Source organism: Paenibacillus sp. BJ-4, assembly GCF_020404765.1.
In the GTDB taxonomy this organism is placed as follows: domain Bacteria; phylum Bacillota; class Bacilli; order Paenibacillales; family Paenibacillaceae; genus Paenibacillus.
On the sequence record NZ_JAIVEM010000052.1, the window covers coordinates 44857 to 64904 of the forward strand.

Sequence of the window (20048 nt, forward strand, 5' to 3'; positions counted from 1 at the left end):
ATGTTTGATATTCCCTTCTTACGACCTAATTTAGTAAAAAAAGAAAAATTACTTTCCAATCTTGAAAAAATAGAAGAGACCCGGATTTACTCCAATTATGGTCCCCTAAATAAACTTTTTGAAGAGCGAGTTATTAGTCAAATGTTTGATGGAACCGGATCAGCAGTCACAGTGCATAACGCTACCATCGGGTTGATGTTGGCGATTTCTCAAAGCAAGCGACCAAAGGGTAGATATGCGGTTATGCCAAGCTTTACTTTTGCTGCAACCCCACTTGCTGCCGAGTGGTGCGGGCTTATTCCCTACTTCCTTGACATTGAACCTGAGAATTGGCAAATGAACAGGGAGCAGTTGGAGCAGACAATCAAGCTGCTGGGGGATGAGATTGCGGTAGTTGTCCCTTATGCCACTTTCGGCTCAGCCATTGATAAATCCGTTTATAACAGGCTGCTGGAGCAAGGTATTCCGGTAGTGATCGATGCCGCCGCCAGTTTCGGCACTATGACTTCGGAGGAAGAAGTCGCGCATTTTGGCAAAGGCTTCGGAGGAGCCGTCGTATACAGCTTTCATGCCACGAAATCCTTCGGTATTGGAGAGGGTGGCCTAGTATATAGTATGGACCAGGATCTCATAAAGCGGATTCGTCAGGCAGGAAATTTTGGTTTCTCCAGCAGCAGGGAGTCTGTCATCCAAGGTCTAAACAGTAAGATATCCGAGTATACCGCTGCTATCGCTTTAGCCACTCTCGATCATTTCAAGGCTGTACAGGAGAATAGAAAAACGATCTACCAATATTATCTTCAACAACTGCATCAAACAGGATTATTAGAACATGGATGGTCTATGCAAAAACTGCAAGGCACAGTAGTTCACCAATTTATATCCATCCTTAGTCCAGCCTCCCACAGCAATCAAGAAGTCGTTGAATTATTAGCCTCAAATTCCATAGAAGCCAGAACCTACTTTTCTCCAGCATGCCATCAGCAGAAGCAGTTCCAAAGCTATCCTCATTCTACGCTTGATGTTACCGAGCATATTGCCAAACATATTGTCAGCTTGCCCTTATGGGAGGAGCTGGATGAGAAAATCGTTCAAAGAATTGTAAAAGTTCTCGGAAGCTTAGGAAGAGAAAAAACGAGATGAGAAAAATTGTGATTTGGGGATCGGGCGGACATGCCAGGGAGATTAACTGGTTATGTGAAGATATGGGAGTTCAGGTGGTAGGCTTTTTAGACGAACGGCCTGAGACGAAAGGCCAGGTTGTAGATGGCGTTCCTGTATTGGGAACGTTGGCTGATATTGAAGTGTTAAAACAAGAGGTAGAGCTCCTATGCGCAGGAGTGGGTGACCCGGCATTAAAGAAGCGATTTGCCTATGCTACCATTCGCTCAGGATTTCGTATATCAGCCCCGCTAATACACCCCCATGTTCGCCTGTCTCGAAGAAATGTCATTGGAGAGGGGAGCATGATCTTTGAGGGGGCAGTCCTGTCGGGCAATATTAAGATTGGAAATCATGTAATTATCAATCGGAGTGTCAGTATCAGTCATGATGCGGTTATTGGTGATTATGTAACTATATCCCCAGGTGTGAATCTGGCAGGTAATGTAACCATAGATGATGGAGCCTATATTGGCATTGGGGCCTCGGTACGCGAGAAGCGTCACATCGGCTGTTGGTCAGTGATTGGTGGCGGAGCCTTTGTCAAAGACAATATACCCGAATTTACCATGGCTGCAGGTGTGCCTGCAGTCATTAAAAAACGATTAGCTGATGGGTAGCTAGTCAAATGAGTAAGGCCGTGCTGGAAAAGGTTCTTATACCCCCGATCCCGGCACGGCCTTATTGTATTTTAAAGCTTATCTCTCCTATGACGCCAAATTTATTAAAGCGCTTTCCTCCCAGTGTGGCAGTTGCCGTTTACAGAGGGGCTTATTCGTCTTACGGGTTATTAAAAATTAAAATTTATTTTTGATTATTTTTGTATTACATATTTTCAAATTAAAACAAAAGTGTTATAGTCTCCATAAACAAAAACAAACACTGTAACAAAGCATTTCAAAACTAAAACGGAATTTGGAGGTCTTTTTCCTATGGTACAAAGTCTGTGGAATTCTTCACAAGCAGCTGAGCAAAAAAGCACGCTGGAACAGCTCGTATACCGTTCTAACCTCATCGGCACGGACAGGAGTGTGTGCAACTGGGGAGGCGGCAATACTTCGGCCAAAACAACAATACAGGATTTCCGCGGGCGTGAAGTCGAAGTGATGTATGTCAAGGGCAGCGGTTCTGATCTCGCGACCATGAAAGCGCATAATTTCACAGGGCTTCGTATGGAGGATATCCGTCCTTTGTATGAGCGTGAAGATATGTCTGACGAGGATATGGTTGCGTATTTGGCGAATTGTATGATTGATGCCAAGCATCCTCGTGCCTCGATTGAGACGCTATTACACGCTTTTTTACCTTTTAGACATGTGGACCATACACACCCGGATGCGATTATCAGCTTATGCTGTGCGCATAATGGCAAGGAGATCGCAAAGGAAATTTTCGGTGACCGTTTTGTATGGGTGCCTTATATCCGACCTGGCTTTAAGCTGTCGAAAATGATTGCCCAAGGTGTACTGGATCATCCCCAAGCAGAGTTGGTATTGATGGAAAAGCACGGCCTAGTGACGTGGGGAGATACGTCCGAAGCAGCGTATGCGAAGACAATCGAAATCATTCAGGAAGCAGAAAGCTATATTAATGCACGTCAAGAGGGAAAACAGCCGTTTGGCGGCGTAAATTATAAAGCGCTTACTTCCAAGGAGCGCCGCAGCATTGCTTCCCAGGTCATGCCAGCCGTCCGGGGAGCGGTCAGTGATGAGAAAAAGATGATTCTCACCTTTGATGATGCGGAGGATGTGCTGGAGTTTGTGAACGGTCGGGAAGCTGCTGCTTTATCTCAGGTCGGGGCAGCATGCCCGGATCATCTGGTTCATACCAAGATGAAGCCGCTTTTTGTGGAATGGACACCGGATGTGGAGGATATAGAGGGCTTGAAGATCAAGCTTGCGGAGGGCATAGCAGCCTACAAGGAGCAATACCAAGCCTATTTTGAACGCAATTGTCATAAGGGAGACATTAGGTTCGAGGCTGCGCCACGTGTAATTTTGATTCCGGGTGTTGGTATGATAAATACAGGCAAAAGCTGGAGCAATGCGCAGGTGAGCGGTGCCTTGTATCATCGTGCTATCGCTGTTATGCGGGGGGCAACTGCGTTAGGCGAGTTTGTTTCGCTTAGTGAGAACGAATCGTATAACGTGGAGTACTGGCCTCTGGAGCTTTATAAGCTGTCACTCGCGCCGGCAGAAGCTGAATTTTCACGCAAAATTTCGCTCATTACGGGCGGAGCAGGTGGAATCGGCAGTGCAACTGCACGCCGCTTGGTGGAGGAAGGTGCGCATGTCGTGTTGGCAGACCTGAATCTGGAAGGTGCACAAAAGGTTGCCGCAGAGATAAATAGCAGCTACGGGGAAAACCGTGCCGTAGCTGTAAAAATGGATGTGACGCAGGAGGATCAAATCCAGGCCGCCTATGCACAAACTGCATTGACCTATGGCGGTGTTGATATCATCGTCAACAATGCAGGCCTGGCCACCTCCAGTCCATTCGATGAAACGTCATTAAAGGAATGGAATTTAAACGTGAACGTGCTGGGAACAGGTTATTTTCTGGTCGCGCGCGAAGCGTTCAAGCTGATGAAGGAGCAGACGCTTGGCGGCAGCATGGTATTCGTCGGCTCCAAAAACTCGGTCTACGCGGGTAAAAATGTAACGGCCTACAGCTCGGTCAAGGCACTGGAGGCGCATCTGGCCCGTTGTATTGCCGCAGAAGGCGGCGAATACGGCATTCGTGTGAACACGATTTTGCCGGACGCTATTCTGCAAGGCTCGGCGATCTGGAACTCCAACTGGCGCAACGAGCGTGCTGCCGCCTACGGAATTGACCCAGACCAGCTGGAGGAGCATTACCGCAAGCGGACAACCTTGCTGGTAAACATCTATCCGCAGGATATCGCGGAGGGCATAGCCTTTTTCGCCTCATCCAAGGCGGAAAAAACGACAGGCTGTATGCTGACCATCGACGGCGGCGTTCCCGCAGCCTTTACAAGGTAGAAAGCCTGGAGCAGTAGTCCATAGAGCTATACACCAGAAAAACAAGAGCTGTGTATGAGAGTAAGATGAAGCTCAGTAAAGTGATAAATCAATCTGAATGGTTGAGCTTCTTTGGATCACAACAAACTTATCATCGCACTAATTCAGACTACATGATCTTTTTAGATGAATAGAACACGCAAATAAGTTATATGACTTATTTGCGTGTTCGCATTCTTTATATACACACTGACACTTTAAAATAAAAGTGACTTTATGGGTGGTTAGCAGCGGAGCGGGCGGAATTGTTCTGAAGAAGCGTAGCGTTCGCCTTTATCTCCGGATTTTTACCTTTATATGTTCAATAAAAAAATCCGGAGATAACAGCGATCGGAAGAACAATCCGCACGCGAAGCGGCCTCACCCATAACTCACTTCATTTTTCCAAGGAGGAACCACGATGAGCGACAAAGCCTATGCCTTATTCGAGGAACAGCAGCAACAACGAGGTATTGATCTGGAGCAGGTAAAGACAAAGCTGAAAGCGCTTACCATAGAAACGCCATCCTGGGGCTACGGTGACTCAGGTACACGTTTTAAAGTCTTTCAGAAAACGGGCGTACCACGTGATCCGTTTGAAAAGTTGGAGGATGCTGCGCAGGTCCACGCAGTTACAGGCTTATGTCCATCAGTCGCCATTCATATCCCATGGGATAAGGTGGACAATTATGGCATGCTTCGCAATCATGCCGAAAGCCTCGGTCTGCGGATTGGGGCAGTGAATCCCAACCTATTTCAAGACGAGGACTACATGCTAGGCAGTGTCACCAATGTAGACCCGGCAATCCGCCGCAAGGCCACAAACCATTTACTGGAATGCGTGGATATTGCGAAGGAGACGGGCTCCAACGATTTTAGCCTATGGTTCGCAGATGGAACAAATTATCCGGGCCAGGGGGACATCCGCAAACGGAAAAATTGGATGCTGGAGGCACTCGGCGAAATGTATAAGGCGCTTACGCCTGATATGCGCATGTTAATTGAATACAAAGCGTTCGAGCCGGCCTTTTACCATACGGATATTGCTGATTGGGGGATGGCTTACAATTATGCGGCCAAGCTGGGGGCGCAGGCACAGGTGCTTGTAGATACAGGGCATCATCTGCCGGGAGCCAATGTAGAGCATATTGTTGCCTTTTTAATTGATGAAAAGCGACTGGGCGGCTTCCATTTTAACAGCTATAAATATGCGGATGATGATCTGATCGTAGGCTCCGCCAATCCGTATGAGCTATTTTTGATCTTTTATCAGATTTTGAACGCGGCTCAGGATGTGGATGCAGATATCCGCCACACCGTGGATAAAATTGCTTATTTGATCGACCAGTCGCACAATATCGAACCCAAAATTCCGGCCATGATTCGCTCGGTATTGAATGTGCAGACTCAATATGCGAAGGCCTTGCTGATTAATCATACGGAGGTGGAAGAGGCGGCAAACCGCCAGGATGTGCTGGGTGCGGAGGATGCCGTCCGTAAAGCGTTTGAGTTTGATGTGGCACCGCTGCTCAAAGCGATACGTGAAGAGCAGGGGCTACCTGCTGATCCAATGAAAGCCTACTTGGCGTCTGATTATGGTACGCAGATTTTGCAAAGAGGCAAGGGTGGTGCAAGCTGGTGAGCATCCTCGCTTATGATTTGGGGGCAAGCAGCGGCAGGGTCCTGCTCGGACGATTGACAGATTCACGTATAGAGGTGGAGGAAATCCATCGCTTTTCGAATGATCCGGTCAAGGTTGGCGAACGCCTGCACTGGGATATGTTGCGTCTGTACCACGAGGTTCAGCTAGGATTGCTCAAAGCCAAGCATATGGGGCTGAATCCGTCCAGTCTGGGGATTGACTCCTGGGCGGTCGATTTTGGACTGGTCGGAGGAACCGGAGAATTGCTTGGCAACCCTTATCATTATCGCGATTGGCATACTCACGGGGTGATGGAGGAAGTACAGGAACGGCTGGGAAAGGAGTTTATTTTTCAGCGTACAGGCATTCAGTTTTTGACGTTTAACACCATATATCAATTGGCTGCAATGCGAAAGATGAGCTCACCCTTGCTGGAGCAGGCAGAGCATTTCTTGATGATACCTGATCTGCTGCGGTATTTTCTGACAGGTGAAATGTATAACGAATTCTCTAATGCGACCAGCACGCAATTATATCATCCGTTGCAGCAAGAATGGGATCATGAGCTTTTGGCTGGAATCGACATTCCACGTTCCTGGTTTGGAAAGATGCTGGAGCCGGGAAGTGTCGCGGGAACCGTCCGCTCATCAGTCATGACCGATCTGGGCATTGAAGCGATTCCTGTGATTGCAGTAGCGGAGCACGATACGGGATCAGCTGTGGCTGCCGTGCCTGCGCTGGAGCGCTCGTTTGCGTACTTGAGCTGCGGAACATGGTCCCTGATGGGAACGGAAACCGCACAGCCTGTAATCAACGACGATACGCTTCGATATAATTTTACGAACGAAGGCGGGGTAGGGCGGACCTACAGGCTGCTGAAAAACATTATGGGACTGTGGATTTTACAGGAGGTGCGCAGAGAGTGGGAGCGGCAGGGAAGCTCCTATTCCTTTCCTGAATTGGTTCATATGGCGGAGCAGGCTCCGGCGTTCAACTGTTTGAATGACCCGGATGATGAACTGTTTCTGCATGCCGGGGATATGAAAACACGTATACGCCAATACTGCCGCAATACTGGGCAGCCCTTGCCAGAGACGCCGGGGGAGATCACACGCTGTATTTTGGAAAGTCTGGCCTTGAAGTACCGTTACGTTTTGGAACTCACGGAGCGTGTATCAGGGCAACGGTTTAACGGGCTGCATATGGTTGGGGGTGGCATTCAAAATCGGCTGTTGTGCCAGTGGACGGCCAATTCGATTCAAAAACCTGTGTGGGCGGGACCGGCAGAAGCGAGCGCAATCGGCAATCTTGCGGTACAATGGATGGCACAGGGAAAGTTCGCCGATATATGGGAAGCACGCCGGGTCATCGCGGATTCTATTACCGTCGAGGGTTATGAACCTGCCGATTCAGAGGCGTGGGAGGATGCCTACGGACAATTCCGGCAGGTGGCGAGACTTTTTGTACATTAAAGATGTGGAGTGAGATTGCCATGCTGGTCGCAGAAAGATATGAAATGATTGTACAGCTCGTTAATGAAAAAGGAAGCATACGGGTGTCGGAATTGAGCGAGCTGTGCAAAGTAACAGAGGAAACGATCCGTCGCGATCTGGACCGTCTGGAGCAGGCGGGACGATTGCGTCGTTCGCATGGGGGAGCCGTCAGCGTCAAAAACGAGCAGCCTGAAACACCCTATGCGGTACGAGAAATTATGAACGCAGAGGAAAAGCGCCGGATTGCCGAGGAAGCGGTCAAGCTGATTCAGCCGCATGATCGTATTTTGCTGGATGCCAGCACGACCGCCTGGTATATGGCATCCAGTCTGCCGGATATTCCGTTGACGATATTAACGAATTCGATTCGGGTCGCTACAGAGTTGGCGGGTAAGGAAAAAATCGAGATTATTTCCACGGGTGGGCAGTTGCTTCAACGCTCGCTATCGTTCGTAGGCCCGCTCGCGGAGCGTTCTTTAGAAACCTATTATGTGGATAAGCTGTTTTTTTCCAGCCAGGGGGTTCATCTGGATCGTGGCATTAGTGAATCGAATGAGCTGCAAGCTCGTCTCAAGCAGAAAATGGTCAGTATCGCTGACCGTGTGATTTTACTGGCAGATGCGAGCAAATTTGGACAGCAGGCGTTTACGCATGTTGTAAACCTGTCGCAAGTGTCCGAAATCATCACGGATTCGCGGTTGTCGGGCCCGATTCACAGTCAACTGGAGGAGCTGTCGATTCCGGTTACGGTTGTGTGAATTTAAAAATGCCAAGGTGGAGGGTGTCGCTCCGCGTTTCATTTGATCTTACGATCGCTGTTGCAGTGGGATTCTTTGATGATGTAAAACACATATAGGTGAGAATCCCACTGCAAAGGCGAACGCTGACGCTTCTCCAGATTCAAATGAACCGCTATGCTGGTATCCCCTGTAAATGAATTTTTATTGTAGTGAGTAAGTGTCGGTTCAACCCTAATGCCGACAGACCAGATCAGACGTTCCACAGGCAAATGGTCTAACATCAAAATAATTAGAAAACGTTTACTATCTAGAAAAATAGCTATTCCATGGACGGAAGGGGTGTCTCGTATGAAGGTATCTTTATTTATTACCTGTCTGAGTGATGCGATTTATCCCAAGGTGGGGGAAGCGATGGCACGTTTGCTTGCCAGATATGGTGCCCGGCTGGATTTTCCAAAGGTGCAGACATGCTGCGGCCAGCCGTCCTATAACAGCGGCTACTGGGATGAAACGAGGGCAGCGGCCAAAACGATTCTGAGAGCGTTTGATGACAGCGATTTTGTCGTATCTCCCTCCGGTTCCTGCACATATATGCTTCACCATTACCCCGAGCTGTTCAAGAATGAGCCCGAATGGCTGGACTCGGCGCGGAGGCTGGAGCAAAAGACGTATGAGTTTACGCAATTCATGGTACAGGTGCTTGGCGTGACCGATGTGGGCGCGTCTTTTCCGCATACCGTAACCTACCATCCGTCTTGTCACGGCACTCGATTGCTGGGCGTTAAGGAGGAACCGATGCAGTTGCTTGGCAGCGTAAAGGGCTTGCAATTGGTACCACTCCCTTTTGCCGAGGACTGCTGTGGCTTTGGGGGCACTTTTGCGGTGAAAATGCCGGATATTTCGGGAGCGATGGTAACGGAAAAGGTGGATCATATCAGGGAGACGGAGGCCGAGGTACTGGTCGGACTGGATATGGCCTGCTTAATGAATATTGCCGGGAATCTTCGCTATCGGGAAGAGCCGGTTCGGGTTATGCATTTGGCTGAACTGCTGTATGAAGGAGTGAAGCACGCATGACCGCTGTACATTCACATTCCATGAGTGAAAAGGTTCGAAAACGCGCGGACTTGGCCCTGAATGACGATTTTCTGCGCAAAGCTGTTCGTTTTACAACAGAGCGGCTGCGTAGCGGCAAGCAGGTGGCTTCCACGCAACATGGACACTGGGAGGAATGGCGTGAGCGAGGACGCCAAATTCGGCTGCATACCATTGCTCACTTGGATTATTACTTGAATCTATTCGTGGAAAATGCCCGTGCCAACGGGGTGCACATCCATTTTGCCGATACAGCAGCCGATGCCGTACGCATTACACTGGATATTGCTGCCCACAGTCAGGCCCGCTCCGTCGTCAAATCCAAGTCGATGGTGTCGGAGGAGCTGCATTTAAATCAGGCGCTGGAAGCGGCAGACATTGAGACGATTGAAAGTGACCTCGGTGAATATATTATTCAACTGACCGGGGAAGCCCCATCTCACATCGTTATTCCCGCGATTCACAAAAACCGCTATCAGATTGCCGAGCTGCTGTCCAAAGAAGCAGGGGAGGAACTGTCTGCAGATACAACGGTATTGGCGGGTTTTGTCCGCAAAAAGCTGCGTGAAAAGTTCCTGGAGGCGGATATTGGCATGACAGGCTGTAATTTTGCCATCGCGGAGACAGGTTCCATGGTCCTGTTTGAAAATGAAGGCAATGCGCGGATGGTATCGACCTTGCCCAAAACGCAGATTACACTGATGGGCATGGAGCGGATTATTCCATCCTGGACGGATTTGGAAGTGATGGCTACCTTGCTGCCACGATCGGCTACCGGACAGAAGCTGACTATGTACATGTCTTGTATTTCAGGCCCACGGCGCAGCCAGGATGCCGATGGACCGGAGGAAATGCACATCATCATCGTTGATAACGGACGTTCGCTTCAGCTAGGCAATCCCGAGTTTCAAGAGTTGCTGAACTGCATTCGCTGCGGGGCTTGCCTGAACGCCTGTCCGGTTTACCGACACATTGGCGGGCATGCGTATGGCGGGACATATAGTGGCCCTATCGGTGCGGTGCTTACGCCTGCTCTGCATGGCAACATTAAAGAGTGGAATGATATTGCGAGTGCGTCCAGTCTGTGTGGTGCGTGTTATGAAGCCTGTCCGGTCAAAATACCACTGCATGACATGCTGGTTTATTTGCGTAAACGCAAGGTGGAGGCGGGACAAGGAGATAAGCTGGAAACGGCAGGGATGAAAGGTTTTGCGACAGTGGTTTCCAGCTCGAAGCGATTCGCAGCAGCGATACGGCTGGGACAGATTGCCCAGAAAGCGGTCGTCCGTAAGGGCGAAATTACCCTTAAGCTGGGCCCATTAAAGGGCTGGAATACGTACCGTGTGGCTCCTTCTCTGGCGAAAAAATCCTTCCGTCAGCAATGGAATACACTCGAACGCGAGCTGGAGCAGGAACGCAACGTGATGCAGCCGGACATTCTTAGCCGAATGGAGACAATTTTGGCCGATAGAAGTAAAGGAGGGACGCAGCGTGAATGAACAGAGTAATCCTTCTGCGCAAGCAAAAGTGGCCCATGAAGTGTGGCTTCATCAAATGGAAGCAAAATCCCGTGCCAAGCAGGCACGCTTTATGGATGGCATTGCAACGCGGCTCAAGCGTCCGCGACAGACGGAGCCACCGATACAGCCGTTTCGCGGCGCACCTGCATTTTGGCACGAATTTGAATGGAGCGTGGAGCAGCGCATCGAGGAGTTTACCGCCAACTTTACAAGTGTTGGCGGGCATGTCGTACGTCTGCCGAGTCTGGAGCATTCGGCAGACTGGATCGCGCGCAAGGCGCAGGAACTGGGAGCGGCCTATATCGTTCGGCAGAATGAGCCGGACCTGGATACGCTCCAGCTGGAAGCCGCGCTGCCGGAAGTCCATCTATCGGTGTGGAACACCGATCCGGTCGAGGACTGGAAGGCTCGCGCCGCGGAGGCAGATATCGGCATCGTCATGGCCGATGAGGCCGCTGCCTACACCGGCTCGGTAGCGGTGCTATCCTCGCCGGCCAAGGGCCGCTCGGTCAGTTTGCTGCCGACCGTGCTGATCATTCTCCTGCCGGTGGAGCGTCTGCGAACGCGACTCGGCGAAATTTTAGTTCGTTTTGACGAAGCCGGGCGCGAGCAACTGCCCGCAGGTATTCATTTTATTACCGGACCCAGCCGTTCGTCGGATATTGAAAATGATCTGACCATCGGCGTGCATGGGCCGGGTATTGTTTATACGCTGTTGATCGGCTAGGGGGTACGCTGTTTAACGAGCATGATATAGCGGAAAACGGGTTTCAAAATCCGTTTGTCTGCGATTGCTTCTCACCGAAATGCGGCCATCGTGCAGCTCGGTAATGCTTTTTGTAATGGCAAGCCCCAGCCCGGTGCCTCCGGTTGCCTTGGAACGTGATTTGTCCACCCGGTAAAAGCGTTCAAACAAATGGGGGATATCTTCCACCGGAATGGGGGTGCCGCAATTGGTGCAGATCACTACCGCTTCATCGCCTTCACGTCCTACGGTAATATCGAGGCGCTTGCCATCTTTTCCATATCGAATAGCGTTGGAAATCTTATTGAACTTTCTCTATTAAAAGATAAAGTTCTTAACAATCCGAAAGGATAGGGCCTAAGAAACGCTTATCAACTTCTTAACATTTGTTAAGAAATAAGAAAAAGAACTACCATAGCCTCAATATGAGTGGCATGGAAGTTCTTTTTTAATACTCATGTCCATTTGTTATTTGCAACGTCTGGTTTGTTCACGTCTGATTTGTCCGCGAATGGCTCCGTTCGGATGACGAATGGTGTGAACATTGACATAAGCATTGCCCTCTCTGATTTGACATACCAAATCATAAATGGTTCTGCCTCTGAGCGGACCAGTGAGATCACACGCACGCAGCACGCCTCTAACAACGCCTCTTCTAACGGTTATCCCGAACTTCGAAGGGCCAAACAGTGTAGCAACAACAGGGCCATTTTCACCTCTGCGTCCTAGATGAATATGCGCTTGGGTTACCCGCGAGATATTGCGCACAGTCAGCTCGAAGCTTAATTGTTGGCTGGCAGGACGGTAACGAAATTCGGCAGTTCCTGTCGCATTTGTTCTGACCGGAGGTACTTCATTAGCTCCCTTTAAAATGGCTCTAAATTTATTAGACATTACACTCCTCCTTTCCCAGTATTGGTTTAGTGTATTCATAGAACCAGAGAAAGGGCCGCACATTCGCCTAATCATAAGAAGTTGTGTGTTTTACAAGTGATTTAGTCCAAGCATCCAAACGATCTTTTTCATAATCTATTAGTATCTGGTAGAGAGAGGGGGGAAAACTATGGGGACATTTATTGATGGAAAAACATCTCAAAACGCTTCATTTGCAAACTCCATTTTTATTCCGATCACTGTTGTGAATGCGCCTCAATTATTTGGACAGATCGGATTAAACACACTGGGAATTACAGGTACGCCACGGGTTCTGCTTAAAGGCACCGTTTCACTTCAACTTCCGCTTGCTTTACTAGGAATTACAATAACCATTGTAAGAGGCACGTTGCCAACCGATCCTCTCGTTTATTCGGCAACGTCTACGTTCAGCTTAAGTATACCGGCTCCACAGGTCATTACGTTCTCGGCTGATGACTTTAACCCGCCGATTACACCACAATTGGTGTATACAGCTTTTGTTTCTTCTAACCTGCTGGGTACGGTACGGGTAGGTCCAGAGAGCTTCGACGGTATTTTGGTTGGAGACTAATGTCGCTACTAAATACAGTAATTGTGAAATAAAGAATTTAGATTCACGAAGCTTCGCAGATGTACCTGCGAAGCTTTTTTGTGCTGCTTTTCTTTTGCATAGAAATCAAATAGGTACAAACTTGTATCTATGTGGTAAAATAATGTATGCGCTTACAATAAAATTTAAAATGCTCTTTTAGTACAATATAAACTTTGGAGGAGGAATGAAGATTGAAGTGGAAAAAAGGATTGACAGGTATGCTTTTAGCTGCTTTTTTATGTGGTGCACCAAGTTTGGGCGTAGCTACGCCGGCATATGCAGCCACTGGCGAGTACAAGTTTGATTTTGGGGGAGGCACGGTCGAAGCGGGCTATACCGGAGTGAGCGCTTCGCTGTCCTACGACAAGGCACGTGGCTATGGTTTCCGTACTCCTGAGAATATGCGCAATGTCAGTGCCTCTGGGACTGGAGTGGCTAGTGATGCGGTACAATTTATGGCTACCGGAACAAAAAGTCAAAACACCTTTGATGTTGATCTTCCTCCCGGGTTATATGAGGTATCGGTTACGTTAGGAAATACCTCTCGTTCGAGTATTGCCGCCGAGGGTGTGTATCAGGTTATTAATATGACAGGGAATGGAGCGAAAGATCGCTTTCAAATTCCGGTGACAGACGGACAGCTCAACCTGCTGGTTACAGAAGGCAAAGAGGGTGCAGCTTTTACACTCAGTGCATTGGAAGTCAGGCAATTGTCTAGCAGCCCGGTTACCAATCGAACGATTTATATCGGCGGGGATTCTACCGTATGTAACTACTATCCGCTAGATAGCAGCGTGCAGGCCGGGTGGGGGCAACTGCTGCCAGCGTTTGTGAATAAGAATACTTTCCAAATTCGCAATATGGCTTCAGGCGGCCAAATTGCTAGAGGCTTCCATCAGGATGGTCAGTTGGAGGCCATTGTGAAATATATTAAGCCGGGAGATTATTTTATTCTGCAGTTAGGCATTAATGATACCAATCCAAAGCATAATGAAAGCGAAGCGGAGTTTAAGAACTGGATGCGGGATATGATCCGTCAGGTCAAGGCCAAAGGAGCGACTGTAGTACTGTCGACACCGCAAGGCCGAGCTACTGATTTTAATGCGAACAATGTACACAACGCTGAAAACAGATGGTATAGAAGTTCTATTTTGGCGTTGGCTCAAGAGGAACAAACACCTTTGGTCGATCTGAACGTTCTGAGCTCAGCTTATTTCACTTCTATTCGCAAAGAGGCTACACTCGCCCTCTATATGAATGGAGACACGCTTCATCCGAACTTTGCAGGTGCAAGGGAGCTGGCACGATTGGTAGCGCAGGATTTAAAAAGACAGGGTTTGAGCGGATTCTGAGTTTACAGTTGGGATTTTGGGGTTGTCCCTAAAGTAACTTCTCTACCGAATAAGACAGTCCTGTTTATTTGGAACAATGGTCCGTTCGCGGAACGTCCACACGAGCGTCAACGCATATCCTACTCGAAAAACAACGGGGGTGATATAATTTGTAGAAAAAGCAATAGTAATGCAGGAGGAATCAGAGCATGCAGCCTTTCACTACCCGTGTGCTTCAAATTATATTGCTGATCCCTGAGGGAAAAGTAATGACTTATGGGCAAATTGCGGCAGAAGCCGGCAGTCCGAGAGGAGCCAGGCAGGTAGTCCGCATTTTGCATTCACTAAGCCAAAAACATCGGCTTCCCTGGCATAGAGTAGTTAACCGCTTGGGCGAGATTGCTTTGCAGGAGGACGGGGCCGCATCGTTGCAGCGTCTGTATTTGGAGGAAGAAGGCATACGTTTTAATGCAAACGGACGTATCCCGCTGGATCAATATCTGTATGATCCGCAGGCGGAGATGGAAGAATAGGCGAGGTAAAGCGAAGATTGGATTATCACCAAAAGAGCCGGGACAAATCGTAGTTTGATTTGTCCCGGCTCTTTTTAATCTAGCATGTCATGCGGCGATAGGGATGCCCGTTCATATATAGCCTAAAATTCGCCTGTCGGCTTATCCAATCAGGTGCTGCTGATTCCGCTGGGCAAGATGAAAAGAAATACTGTTCATCAGCGGTATATCGTTATTTTTCCGTGCTTCCCGGATCAATTGCATCTTTTGCTGTTCCGATTCACGTAAAAAACGGGTCATCCACAAATCAGACGGTTCGTTAGTAGTTGTCATGCGAGATTCTTTTATCATCTATTAACCCTCCTAGTGAGCGGCTGTTATTCTTTCTCTAGTATATGTCCCAAACCTTAATAGATGCTGTTGTTTTCCTTAAAATTAGCTGAAAATCAGGTAAAGTTCAGGTAAAAACAGACTAAATCTGATATTTTCAGTGCACGATGGGGCTTAGGTACGATTGGAGTGAAAGCAAAGGTTACAAAAATGTATTGTTTTTACACCTTGTACCTACATAAACCGGAAAGTACAATAGATTGCGATAGAGAGTGGAAATTTCTGTCGAATTGAATTGAAATGATGCGAATAACGCACGGAAAGGGGAGAAATTCATCTATGAAGCAAAAAGCGGCTGCCACGCTGCTTGTATTGTCCTTATCAGCAGGTCTGGCCTCGACTGTCCAAGCCGACAGTGCGCCCGGAAATACATCAGCAAGTACGTCAGGTGCTTCATCTTCTGAGGTTACATCAAAGACAGCATCCACAACGGGACAGGCTTTGCCTACATTAACACTTAAGCAGGCAGCAGAATGGGCACAGACCAACAGCTACAACACGCGTACCACCGAGCGTGATATAGAGCGTCGCAGAATCGAGTTTAAGAATGCGGAAAAGAGTCTGGGAAATTCATTCGTCGATTTTATAGACGGTGAATTTGTTGATGATGACGTTTCCTGGAGAAATTATAATTCGTCGACGTTATCTTATCTAGCCAGTAAAAAGCAGGCCCAGTACGCCAAAGATCAGATTTATTTTAACGTGATGAAAAGCTACCAGAGCGTGTTTGTAGCAGAGAATCAAGTGAAAAATGATCTGGAAGCGCTTGAAATTGCAAAAGCGGAGGAACAGATTGCACTCGCCAAGTTTGCCCGCGGGAAGCTGTCTGAGTATGCGAAAAACGAGAGCGTGCAGGCTAGAAGTCAGGCACAGCAGACCATAGAGCAGAGCAAGATAGCGCTGCAAAAATCACGGGATGCACTGAATTTTCTCATGGGTCAGCCTAACGGAACAGTCTATGAGTTAGTGGATCGGCCTGTGTATAAGGAACCGAAGAAACTGGATATAGAAATACATATACAACAGCTGATGGATATGAATCCGAATTTATGGAAGCTGGAAGACAACATCAAGACTTCGGAACTCAATGTAAGATATTTTGACTTTAACAGCGGCGCCAGTGCTTATGATCTGGCCAAGTTGGATATCGATACAGCTAAAGACGAGCTGGACAAGGGACAAAAGGATTTTGCCGAATCGCTCCGCAATCTTTATGCCACGGTCAAGGAAAACCAAAAAAAATACGTACAACTGGAAGAAAGTCTGCGTACGGCCAAAGAGGGACTGGAGTTGTCACGCAAAAAGTGGGCCAGAGGCTTAATTATTGAGCTGGAGCTGAAAAATAGCCAGTTGAAGGTGGACCAAATTGAACGGCAAATGGAAGAACTGGCGATTGAGTTGAATCAGAATGAGTACACGTTGAACAAGCCATGGAGCACATAGGGAGGAAACGGCGTTGGCAGAAACGGTTTTAAACGATGCTTTAATCAAGTTACGGAGAAAACGGAGAAAGAAATGGATCTGGACTGCAATTGTTCTGTTGGTTGTAGGCGGGGGCGGAACGGCAGTATATATGAATCTGCCCAAGGAGCAGGCCGCACCAATGGTTCAGGACGAGACTCTTAAAGTGGAGCGCGGGGATGTGAGCGAGAAGCTGGATACGTCCGGCACAGTGCAAGCGTCCAAGGAAGTAAAGCTGAACTTCACGAGCGCAGGTGAAAATAAGCTGGCAGCGGTACATGTGAAAGCCGGGGACAAGGTAAAAAAAGGACAGGTGTTAGCGCTTCTGGACAGTTCTGAAATTAAAATGAAAATCCAGAGTGCGTCTGATAATTTGGAAATATCCAAATCCAAGCTGGCAGAATTGGAGAAGGGGCCAAAGGCGGAGGATATTGAAATACAGGAGACAAACGTACTTCGGGCCAAAATGGCTGTCGATACAGCCAAGGAATCATTTGAGCTGGAAGAAGCTGAAAGTCAGAAGAAGGCTTCCCAAAAGCAGTTACAGCAGGCACAGAAGGCATATGATGATCAAAAGTTTTTACATGATGCCGGGGCAGTGTCCAACAGCGAATTGGAGCAGGCAGAGCAAGCGCTCGATAAAGCACAGACGGACTATGATGGTCTGGATTTACAATTCCGCAAAATCATGTCACAAAAGCGTCGCGCCATCTCAGAGGCTGAAATTGGCTACCGTTCGGCTAAGGCTGAGCTTCGCAAGACTCAGGTTCCGGCTGATGCTTCCAATATTCAAGCCTCGCGGATAGAGGTTCGAAGACTGGCGACTGAGCTGGAGCAGAAAAAAAATGAACTTAACAAGCTTCAGGTCACGGCACCGTGGGACGGAGTGATCTTGAAGGTGAACGGGGATGTCGGAACCAGTCCGACGGCTCCATTTATTGTCATGAATAACTCGGATTCCAACGATCTTAAGGTGGTTGTGAAGGTTAGTCAAACCGACATTGTCAAGGTGAAAAAAGGTCTTTCGGCGGTGTTATCCACCAATGCATATCCGGGTGAATCTTTTCCGGGGAAAGTACAATTCGTTTCACCGGAGGCATCTACAGATGAAGGGATGACGACGTATCTGATGGAGCTGTCCGTTCATGACCCGAAAGGGAAGCTTAAAACAGGTATGATTATGAATGTGGCCGTTATTTTGGGAGTGCACAAAAATGTACTGTTCGTACCTGCGACTGCGCTGAGATCCGAAGGTGGACAGGATGGCGTCTATCTTGCTGCGAATCCTGCAAATCCGGGGGCGCGCATGTTCAAGCCCGTAGAGCTTGGATTTTACACGCCAGACCGGGTTGAACTGAAATCGGGTGTAAAGGAGGGCGACACGATTGTCATACCAGCTCCTGAAGCACCGCCAGACCCTTCCAACATGGGTGGCATGCAGGGAGGATTTTAATAGGTCATGAGATACGTCATTCAAATTGAAAATCTGAAAAAGGTGTATCAGGTCGGGGATCAGGAAATTCATGCCCTGCGTGATGTGAAACTCGACATTGCTGACGGTGATTTTGTTGCCATCATGGGACCGTCTGGATCAGGAAAATCAACGATGATGAATGTCATCGGCTGTCTGGATTTGCCTACAGCGGGACAATTTTATTTGGATGGTTATTCGATATTGGATGCCCGTGAGGATGAACTGGCTATTATACGTAATCAGAAAATCGGATTTGTATTTCAGAAATTTCATTTACTCCCGCGAGCAACGGCTTTGGAGAACGTGGAGCTGCCTATGATCTATGCGGGTGTTCCTGCCAAGGAGCGTCGTTTGCAGGCGATGGAGGCCCTCACTAGCGTAGGTCTAGGCGATCGGATGAACAACAGGCCCAACGAATTGTCAGGCGGTCAGCAGCAACGGGTATCCATTGCGCGCGCGCTTGTGAACAATCCGGTTATTCTTTTGGCGGATGAGCCGACAGGCGCATTGGACTCCAAAACAAGCGTTGAAATTATGGGAATTTTTCAGCGTTTGAACGATCAGGGGAAAACGGTTGTACTGGTTACACATGATCAGGAGGTTGCGGAATACGCCAAGCGTCTGATTCATTTTCGTGATGGGCGGATTGAAGAGGATCAGCCTGTTGGGAAACGAACAATGGCGGTGGAGGAAGTGAAAGCATGAAATTTCGGGAAATTATCCGGGTATCACTTAATAGCTTGAGAACCAATATGCTGCGTTCCTTGCTGACCATGTTGGGAATTATTATTGGAGTAGCTGCCGTAATTACGATTGTAGCTATCGGAAAAGGCTCTACCGCAACGATTACATCACAGATTAACAGTATGGGGAATAACTTGCTTATGATTTATCCTTATGCTCCGTATGATGGCTCCAGCTCTATGTCCTTTACTCAGACCAAAGGAATTTCACTTGAGGATATCGAAGCACTGGAACAGCAAAAATCGGTAGCGGATGTTGCTCCAAGTGCCATGACCAATGCGGATATTACGTGGAGTCGCAATAAGGTGAGCGGGCAAATTGAGGCAACTTCCCTGGCTTTTATCCATGTGAGAAAGCTGTCACTTGCTCAAGGCAGGTCGTTTACCCATTATGAAGTGGATAAACGGTTGAATGTTGTGGTGCTGGGGAGCGACGCGGCCCGAAATATTTTTGGACCGGATACATCCAAGGCAGTCGGTGAGACGATCATGATCAAGCAGCTCCCTTTTAAGGTAGTCGGGGTTCTAACAAATTCCAACTCTAATATGAGTAATAGTTCACAGCAGGTGTATATACCGATTACGACGGGGATGGAGCGGCTGGGGAATATGAGCATTCAGCAGGTCAACGCTTCTGCGACAACAGAGGACAAGATTGACCAGGCACGTAATGAAATCAGGCAGACGTTGCGTATACGGCATGAGCTGAAGCCTTCCGAGGGGGATGATTTTCAGATTACGACCCAAACGGACATTCTTGAAACGGTTTCAGGTGTGGACAAGGTTATGAATATGCTGTTGATCGGTGTGGCTGCGATTGCGCTCGGCGTCGGCGGTGTCGGCATTATGAATATTATGCTGGTGTCTGTTACGGAACGGACGAGGGAAATTGGGATTCGCAAGGCGATTGGTGCGCAGCGCAGTGATATCATGCTGCAGTTTCTGGCTGAGGCCGTTTTTCTCAGTCTAATGGGTGGATTGGTTGGCGTTATGGCGGGTCTTGGGGGCGCAAAGCTGCTCGAAAAATTCGTCCAAATGCCGATTGTGTATTCGATGGAGCCGGTGCTGTACTCTTTTCTGTGCTGTATGGGGGTCGGTGTGTTGTTCGGAGTCTATCCGGCGCGGAAGGCGTCCAAGCTGCGTCCAATTGATGCTTTAAGATACGAATAGGGGAGCGGATACTCCACCTTACTCGAAAGAGTATGGTGAAAGTA

At 48.4% G+C, this 20048-nt stretch carries 19 protein-coding genes and 1 pseudogene; 16 read left to right on the plus strand and 4 right to left on the minus strand.

All coding sequences use genetic code 11. From position 1 onward, the window contains the following. The 6 genes from LCF57_RS10080 (at position 1) to LCF57_RS10105 (ending at position 8074) form a co-directional block, all read left to right on the plus strand. Complete coding sequence (locus tag LCF57_RS10080) at positions 1–1143, plus strand: DegT/DnrJ/EryC1/StrS family aminotransferase (RefSeq protein WP_226000566.1); 1143 nt, start codon at positions 1–3, stop codon at positions 1141–1143. Then, a complete protein-coding gene (locus LCF57_RS10085) occupies positions 1140–1781 on the plus strand; it encodes an acetyltransferase (RefSeq protein ID WP_226000567.1) in 642 nt (213 codons plus the stop codon). The genes LCF57_RS10080 and LCF57_RS10085 overlap by 4 nt, the downstream gene beginning before the upstream one ends. A 312-nt stretch (positions 1782–2093) precedes the next feature. Further along, complete coding sequence (locus LCF57_RS10090; protein ID WP_226000568.1) at positions 2094–4163, plus strand: bifunctional aldolase/short-chain dehydrogenase; 2070 nt, start codon at positions 2094–2096, stop codon at positions 4161–4163. A gap of 439 nt (positions 4164–4602) precedes the next feature. After that, positions 4603–5823, plus strand: coding sequence for an L-rhamnose isomerase (gene rhaI, locus LCF57_RS10095; protein ID WP_226000569.1), 1221 nt, complete (start codon positions 4603–4605; stop codon positions 5821–5823). After that, a complete protein-coding gene (rhaB, locus tag LCF57_RS10100) occupies positions 5820–7295 on the plus strand; it encodes a rhamnulokinase (RefSeq protein ID WP_226000570.1) in 1476 nt (491 codons plus the stop codon). Before rhaI ends, rhaB begins: the two co-directional genes overlap by 4 nt. Positions 7296–7315: 20 nt before the next feature. After that, complete coding sequence (locus LCF57_RS10105; RefSeq protein ID WP_226000638.1) at positions 7316–8074, plus strand: DeoR/GlpR family DNA-binding transcription regulator; 759 nt, start codon at positions 7316–7318, stop codon at positions 8072–8074. 38 nt (positions 8075–8112) lie between these two features. Here LCF57_RS10105 and LCF57_RS10110 read toward each other — a convergent pair whose 3' ends face one another. Continuing rightward, positions 8113–8337: a hypothetical protein gene (locus tag LCF57_RS10110; RefSeq protein ID WP_226000571.1), complete on the minus strand. Its 225-nt coding sequence runs from the start codon at positions 8335–8337 to the stop codon at positions 8113–8115. A 67-nt stretch (positions 8338–8404) separates the two neighbouring features. Here LCF57_RS10110 and LCF57_RS10115 point away from each other — a divergent pair, with 67 nt between their 5' ends. From LCF57_RS10115 to LCF57_RS10125, 3 genes are read left to right on the plus strand one after another with little or no spacing between them, the layout of a single operon-like run. Beyond that, entirely contained in the window at positions 8405–9133 is a 729-nt protein-coding gene (locus LCF57_RS10115; protein WP_226000572.1) for a (Fe-S)-binding protein, read from the plus strand. After that, positions 9130–10650 (plus strand): LutB/LldF family L-lactate oxidation iron-sulfur protein, encoded by a 1521-nt coding sequence (locus LCF57_RS10120; RefSeq protein WP_226000573.1) that lies wholly within the window; start codon positions 9130–9132, stop codon positions 10648–10650. The genes LCF57_RS10115 and LCF57_RS10120 overlap by 4 nt, the downstream gene beginning before the upstream one ends. Then, positions 10643–11398, plus strand: coding sequence for a LutC/YkgG family protein (locus tag LCF57_RS10125; protein ID WP_226000574.1), 756 nt, complete (start codon positions 10643–10645; stop codon positions 11396–11398). The genes LCF57_RS10120 and LCF57_RS10125 overlap by 8 nt, the downstream gene beginning before the upstream one ends. A gap of 12 nt (positions 11399–11410) precedes the next feature. On the opposite strand, the pseudogene LCF57_RS10130 reads toward LCF57_RS10125, so the two are convergent. Together LCF57_RS10130 and LCF57_RS10135 are read right to left on the minus strand one after the other, a co-directional pair. After that, positions 11411–11722 (minus strand): annotated as a pseudogene (locus LCF57_RS10130) (sensor histidine kinase); the annotation flags it as partial. Between the two features lie 162 nt (positions 11723–11884). After that, complete coding sequence (locus tag LCF57_RS10135; RefSeq protein WP_226000575.1) at positions 11885–12310, minus strand: CHRD domain-containing protein; 426 nt, start codon at positions 12308–12310, stop codon at positions 11885–11887. A 169-nt stretch (positions 12311–12479) separates the two neighbouring features. Here LCF57_RS10135 and LCF57_RS10140 point away from each other — a divergent pair, with 169 nt between their 5' ends. From LCF57_RS10140 to LCF57_RS10150, 3 genes are all read left to right on the plus strand, one after another. Further along, positions 12480–12902 carry a hypothetical protein gene (locus LCF57_RS10140; protein WP_226000576.1) on the plus strand — a complete coding sequence of 141 codons (423 nt, stop codon included), beginning with the start codon at positions 12480–12482 and terminating at the stop codon, positions 12900–12902. Positions 12903–13114: 212 nt separating this feature from the next. Beyond that, the gene (locus LCF57_RS10145; protein WP_226000577.1) at positions 13115–14275 is read left to right on the plus strand and encodes a rhamnogalacturonan acetylesterase; all 1161 of its coding nucleotides are present in this window, start codon (positions 13115–13117) and stop codon (positions 14273–14275) included. Between the two features lie 188 nt (positions 14276–14463). Further along, on the plus strand, positions 14464–14787 hold the full coding sequence (locus tag LCF57_RS10150; protein ID WP_226000578.1) for an MGMT family protein: 324 nt from the start codon (positions 14464–14466) through the stop codon (positions 14785–14787). Positions 14788–14928: 141 nt separating this feature from the next. Here LCF57_RS10150 and LCF57_RS10155 read toward each other — a convergent pair whose 3' ends face one another. After that, positions 14929–15117 carry a hypothetical protein gene (locus LCF57_RS10155; protein WP_010346071.1) on the minus strand — a complete coding sequence of 63 codons (189 nt, stop codon included), beginning with the start codon at positions 15115–15117 and terminating at the stop codon, positions 14929–14931. 318 nt (positions 15118–15435) lie between these two features. Between LCF57_RS10155 and LCF57_RS10160 the strand changes: the two genes are divergently transcribed. From LCF57_RS10160 to LCF57_RS10175, 4 genes are read left to right on the plus strand one after another with little or no spacing between them, the layout of a single operon-like run. After that, the gene (locus tag LCF57_RS10160; protein ID WP_226000579.1) at positions 15436–16599 is read left to right on the plus strand and encodes a TolC family protein; all 1164 of its coding nucleotides are present in this window, start codon (positions 15436–15438) and stop codon (positions 16597–16599) included. Between the two features lie 13 nt (positions 16600–16612). Next, the gene (locus tag LCF57_RS10165; RefSeq protein ID WP_226000580.1) at positions 16613–18070 is read left to right on the plus strand and encodes an efflux RND transporter periplasmic adaptor subunit; all 1458 of its coding nucleotides are present in this window, start codon (positions 16613–16615) and stop codon (positions 18068–18070) included. Between the two features lie 6 nt (positions 18071–18076). Continuing rightward, on the plus strand, positions 18077–18796 hold the full coding sequence (locus LCF57_RS10170) for an ABC transporter ATP-binding protein (RefSeq protein ID WP_226000581.1): 720 nt from the start codon (positions 18077–18079) through the stop codon (positions 18794–18796). Beyond that, entirely contained in the window at positions 18793–20004 is a 1212-nt protein-coding gene (locus tag LCF57_RS10175; RefSeq protein WP_226000582.1) for an ABC transporter permease, read from the plus strand. Before LCF57_RS10170 ends, LCF57_RS10175 begins: the two co-directional genes overlap by 4 nt. Positions 20005–20048: the final 44 nt, after the last annotated feature.

What these genes read in the sequence shown, in the direction of transcription:
- LCF57_RS10080 (WP_226000566.1), top strand. Translation starts at nt 1, where the DNA reads ATGTTTGATATTCCCTTCTTACGACCTAATTTAGTAAAAAAAGAAAAA.
- LCF57_RS10085 (WP_226000567.1), top strand. Translation starts at nt 1,140, where the DNA reads ATGAGAAAAATTGTGATTTGGGGATCGGGCGGACATGCCAGGGAGATT.
- LCF57_RS10090 (WP_226000568.1), top strand. Translation starts at nt 2,094, where the DNA reads ATGGTACAAAGTCTGTGGAATTCTTCACAAGCAGCTGAGCAAAAAAGC.
- rhaI (WP_226000569.1), top strand. Translation starts at nt 4,603, where the DNA reads ATGAGCGACAAAGCCTATGCCTTATTCGAGGAACAGCAGCAACAACGA.
- LCF57_RS10105 (WP_226000638.1), top strand. Translation starts at nt 7,316, where the DNA reads ATGCTGGTCGCAGAAAGATATGAAATGATTGTACAGCTCGTTAATGAA.
- LCF57_RS10110 (WP_226000571.1), bottom strand. Translation starts at nt 8,337, where the DNA reads ATGTTAGACCATTTGCCTGTGGAACGTCTGATCTGGTCTGTCGGCATT.
- LCF57_RS10115 (WP_226000572.1), top strand. Translation starts at nt 8,405, where the DNA reads ATGAAGGTATCTTTATTTATTACCTGTCTGAGTGATGCGATTTATCCC.
- LCF57_RS10120 (WP_226000573.1), top strand. Translation starts at nt 9,130, where the DNA reads ATGACCGCTGTACATTCACATTCCATGAGTGAAAAGGTTCGAAAACGC.
- LCF57_RS10135 (WP_226000575.1), bottom strand. Translation starts at nt 12,310, where the DNA reads ATGTCTAATAAATTTAGAGCCATTTTAAAGGGAGCTAATGAAGTACCT.
- LCF57_RS10140 (WP_226000576.1), top strand. Translation starts at nt 12,480, where the DNA reads ATGGGGACATTTATTGATGGAAAAACATCTCAAAACGCTTCATTTGCA.
- LCF57_RS10150 (WP_226000578.1), top strand. Translation starts at nt 14,464, where the DNA reads ATGCAGCCTTTCACTACCCGTGTGCTTCAAATTATATTGCTGATCCCT.
- LCF57_RS10155 (WP_010346071.1), bottom strand. Translation starts at nt 15,117, where the DNA reads ATGATAAAAGAATCTCGCATGACAACTACTAACGAACCGTCTGATTTG.
- LCF57_RS10160 (WP_226000579.1), top strand. Translation starts at nt 15,436, where the DNA reads ATGAAGCAAAAAGCGGCTGCCACGCTGCTTGTATTGTCCTTATCAGCA.
- LCF57_RS10170 (WP_226000581.1), top strand. Translation starts at nt 18,077, where the DNA reads ATGAGATACGTCATTCAAATTGAAAATCTGAAAAAGGTGTATCAGGTC.
- LCF57_RS10175 (WP_226000582.1), top strand. Translation starts at nt 18,793, where the DNA reads ATGAAATTTCGGGAAATTATCCGGGTATCACTTAATAGCTTGAGAACC.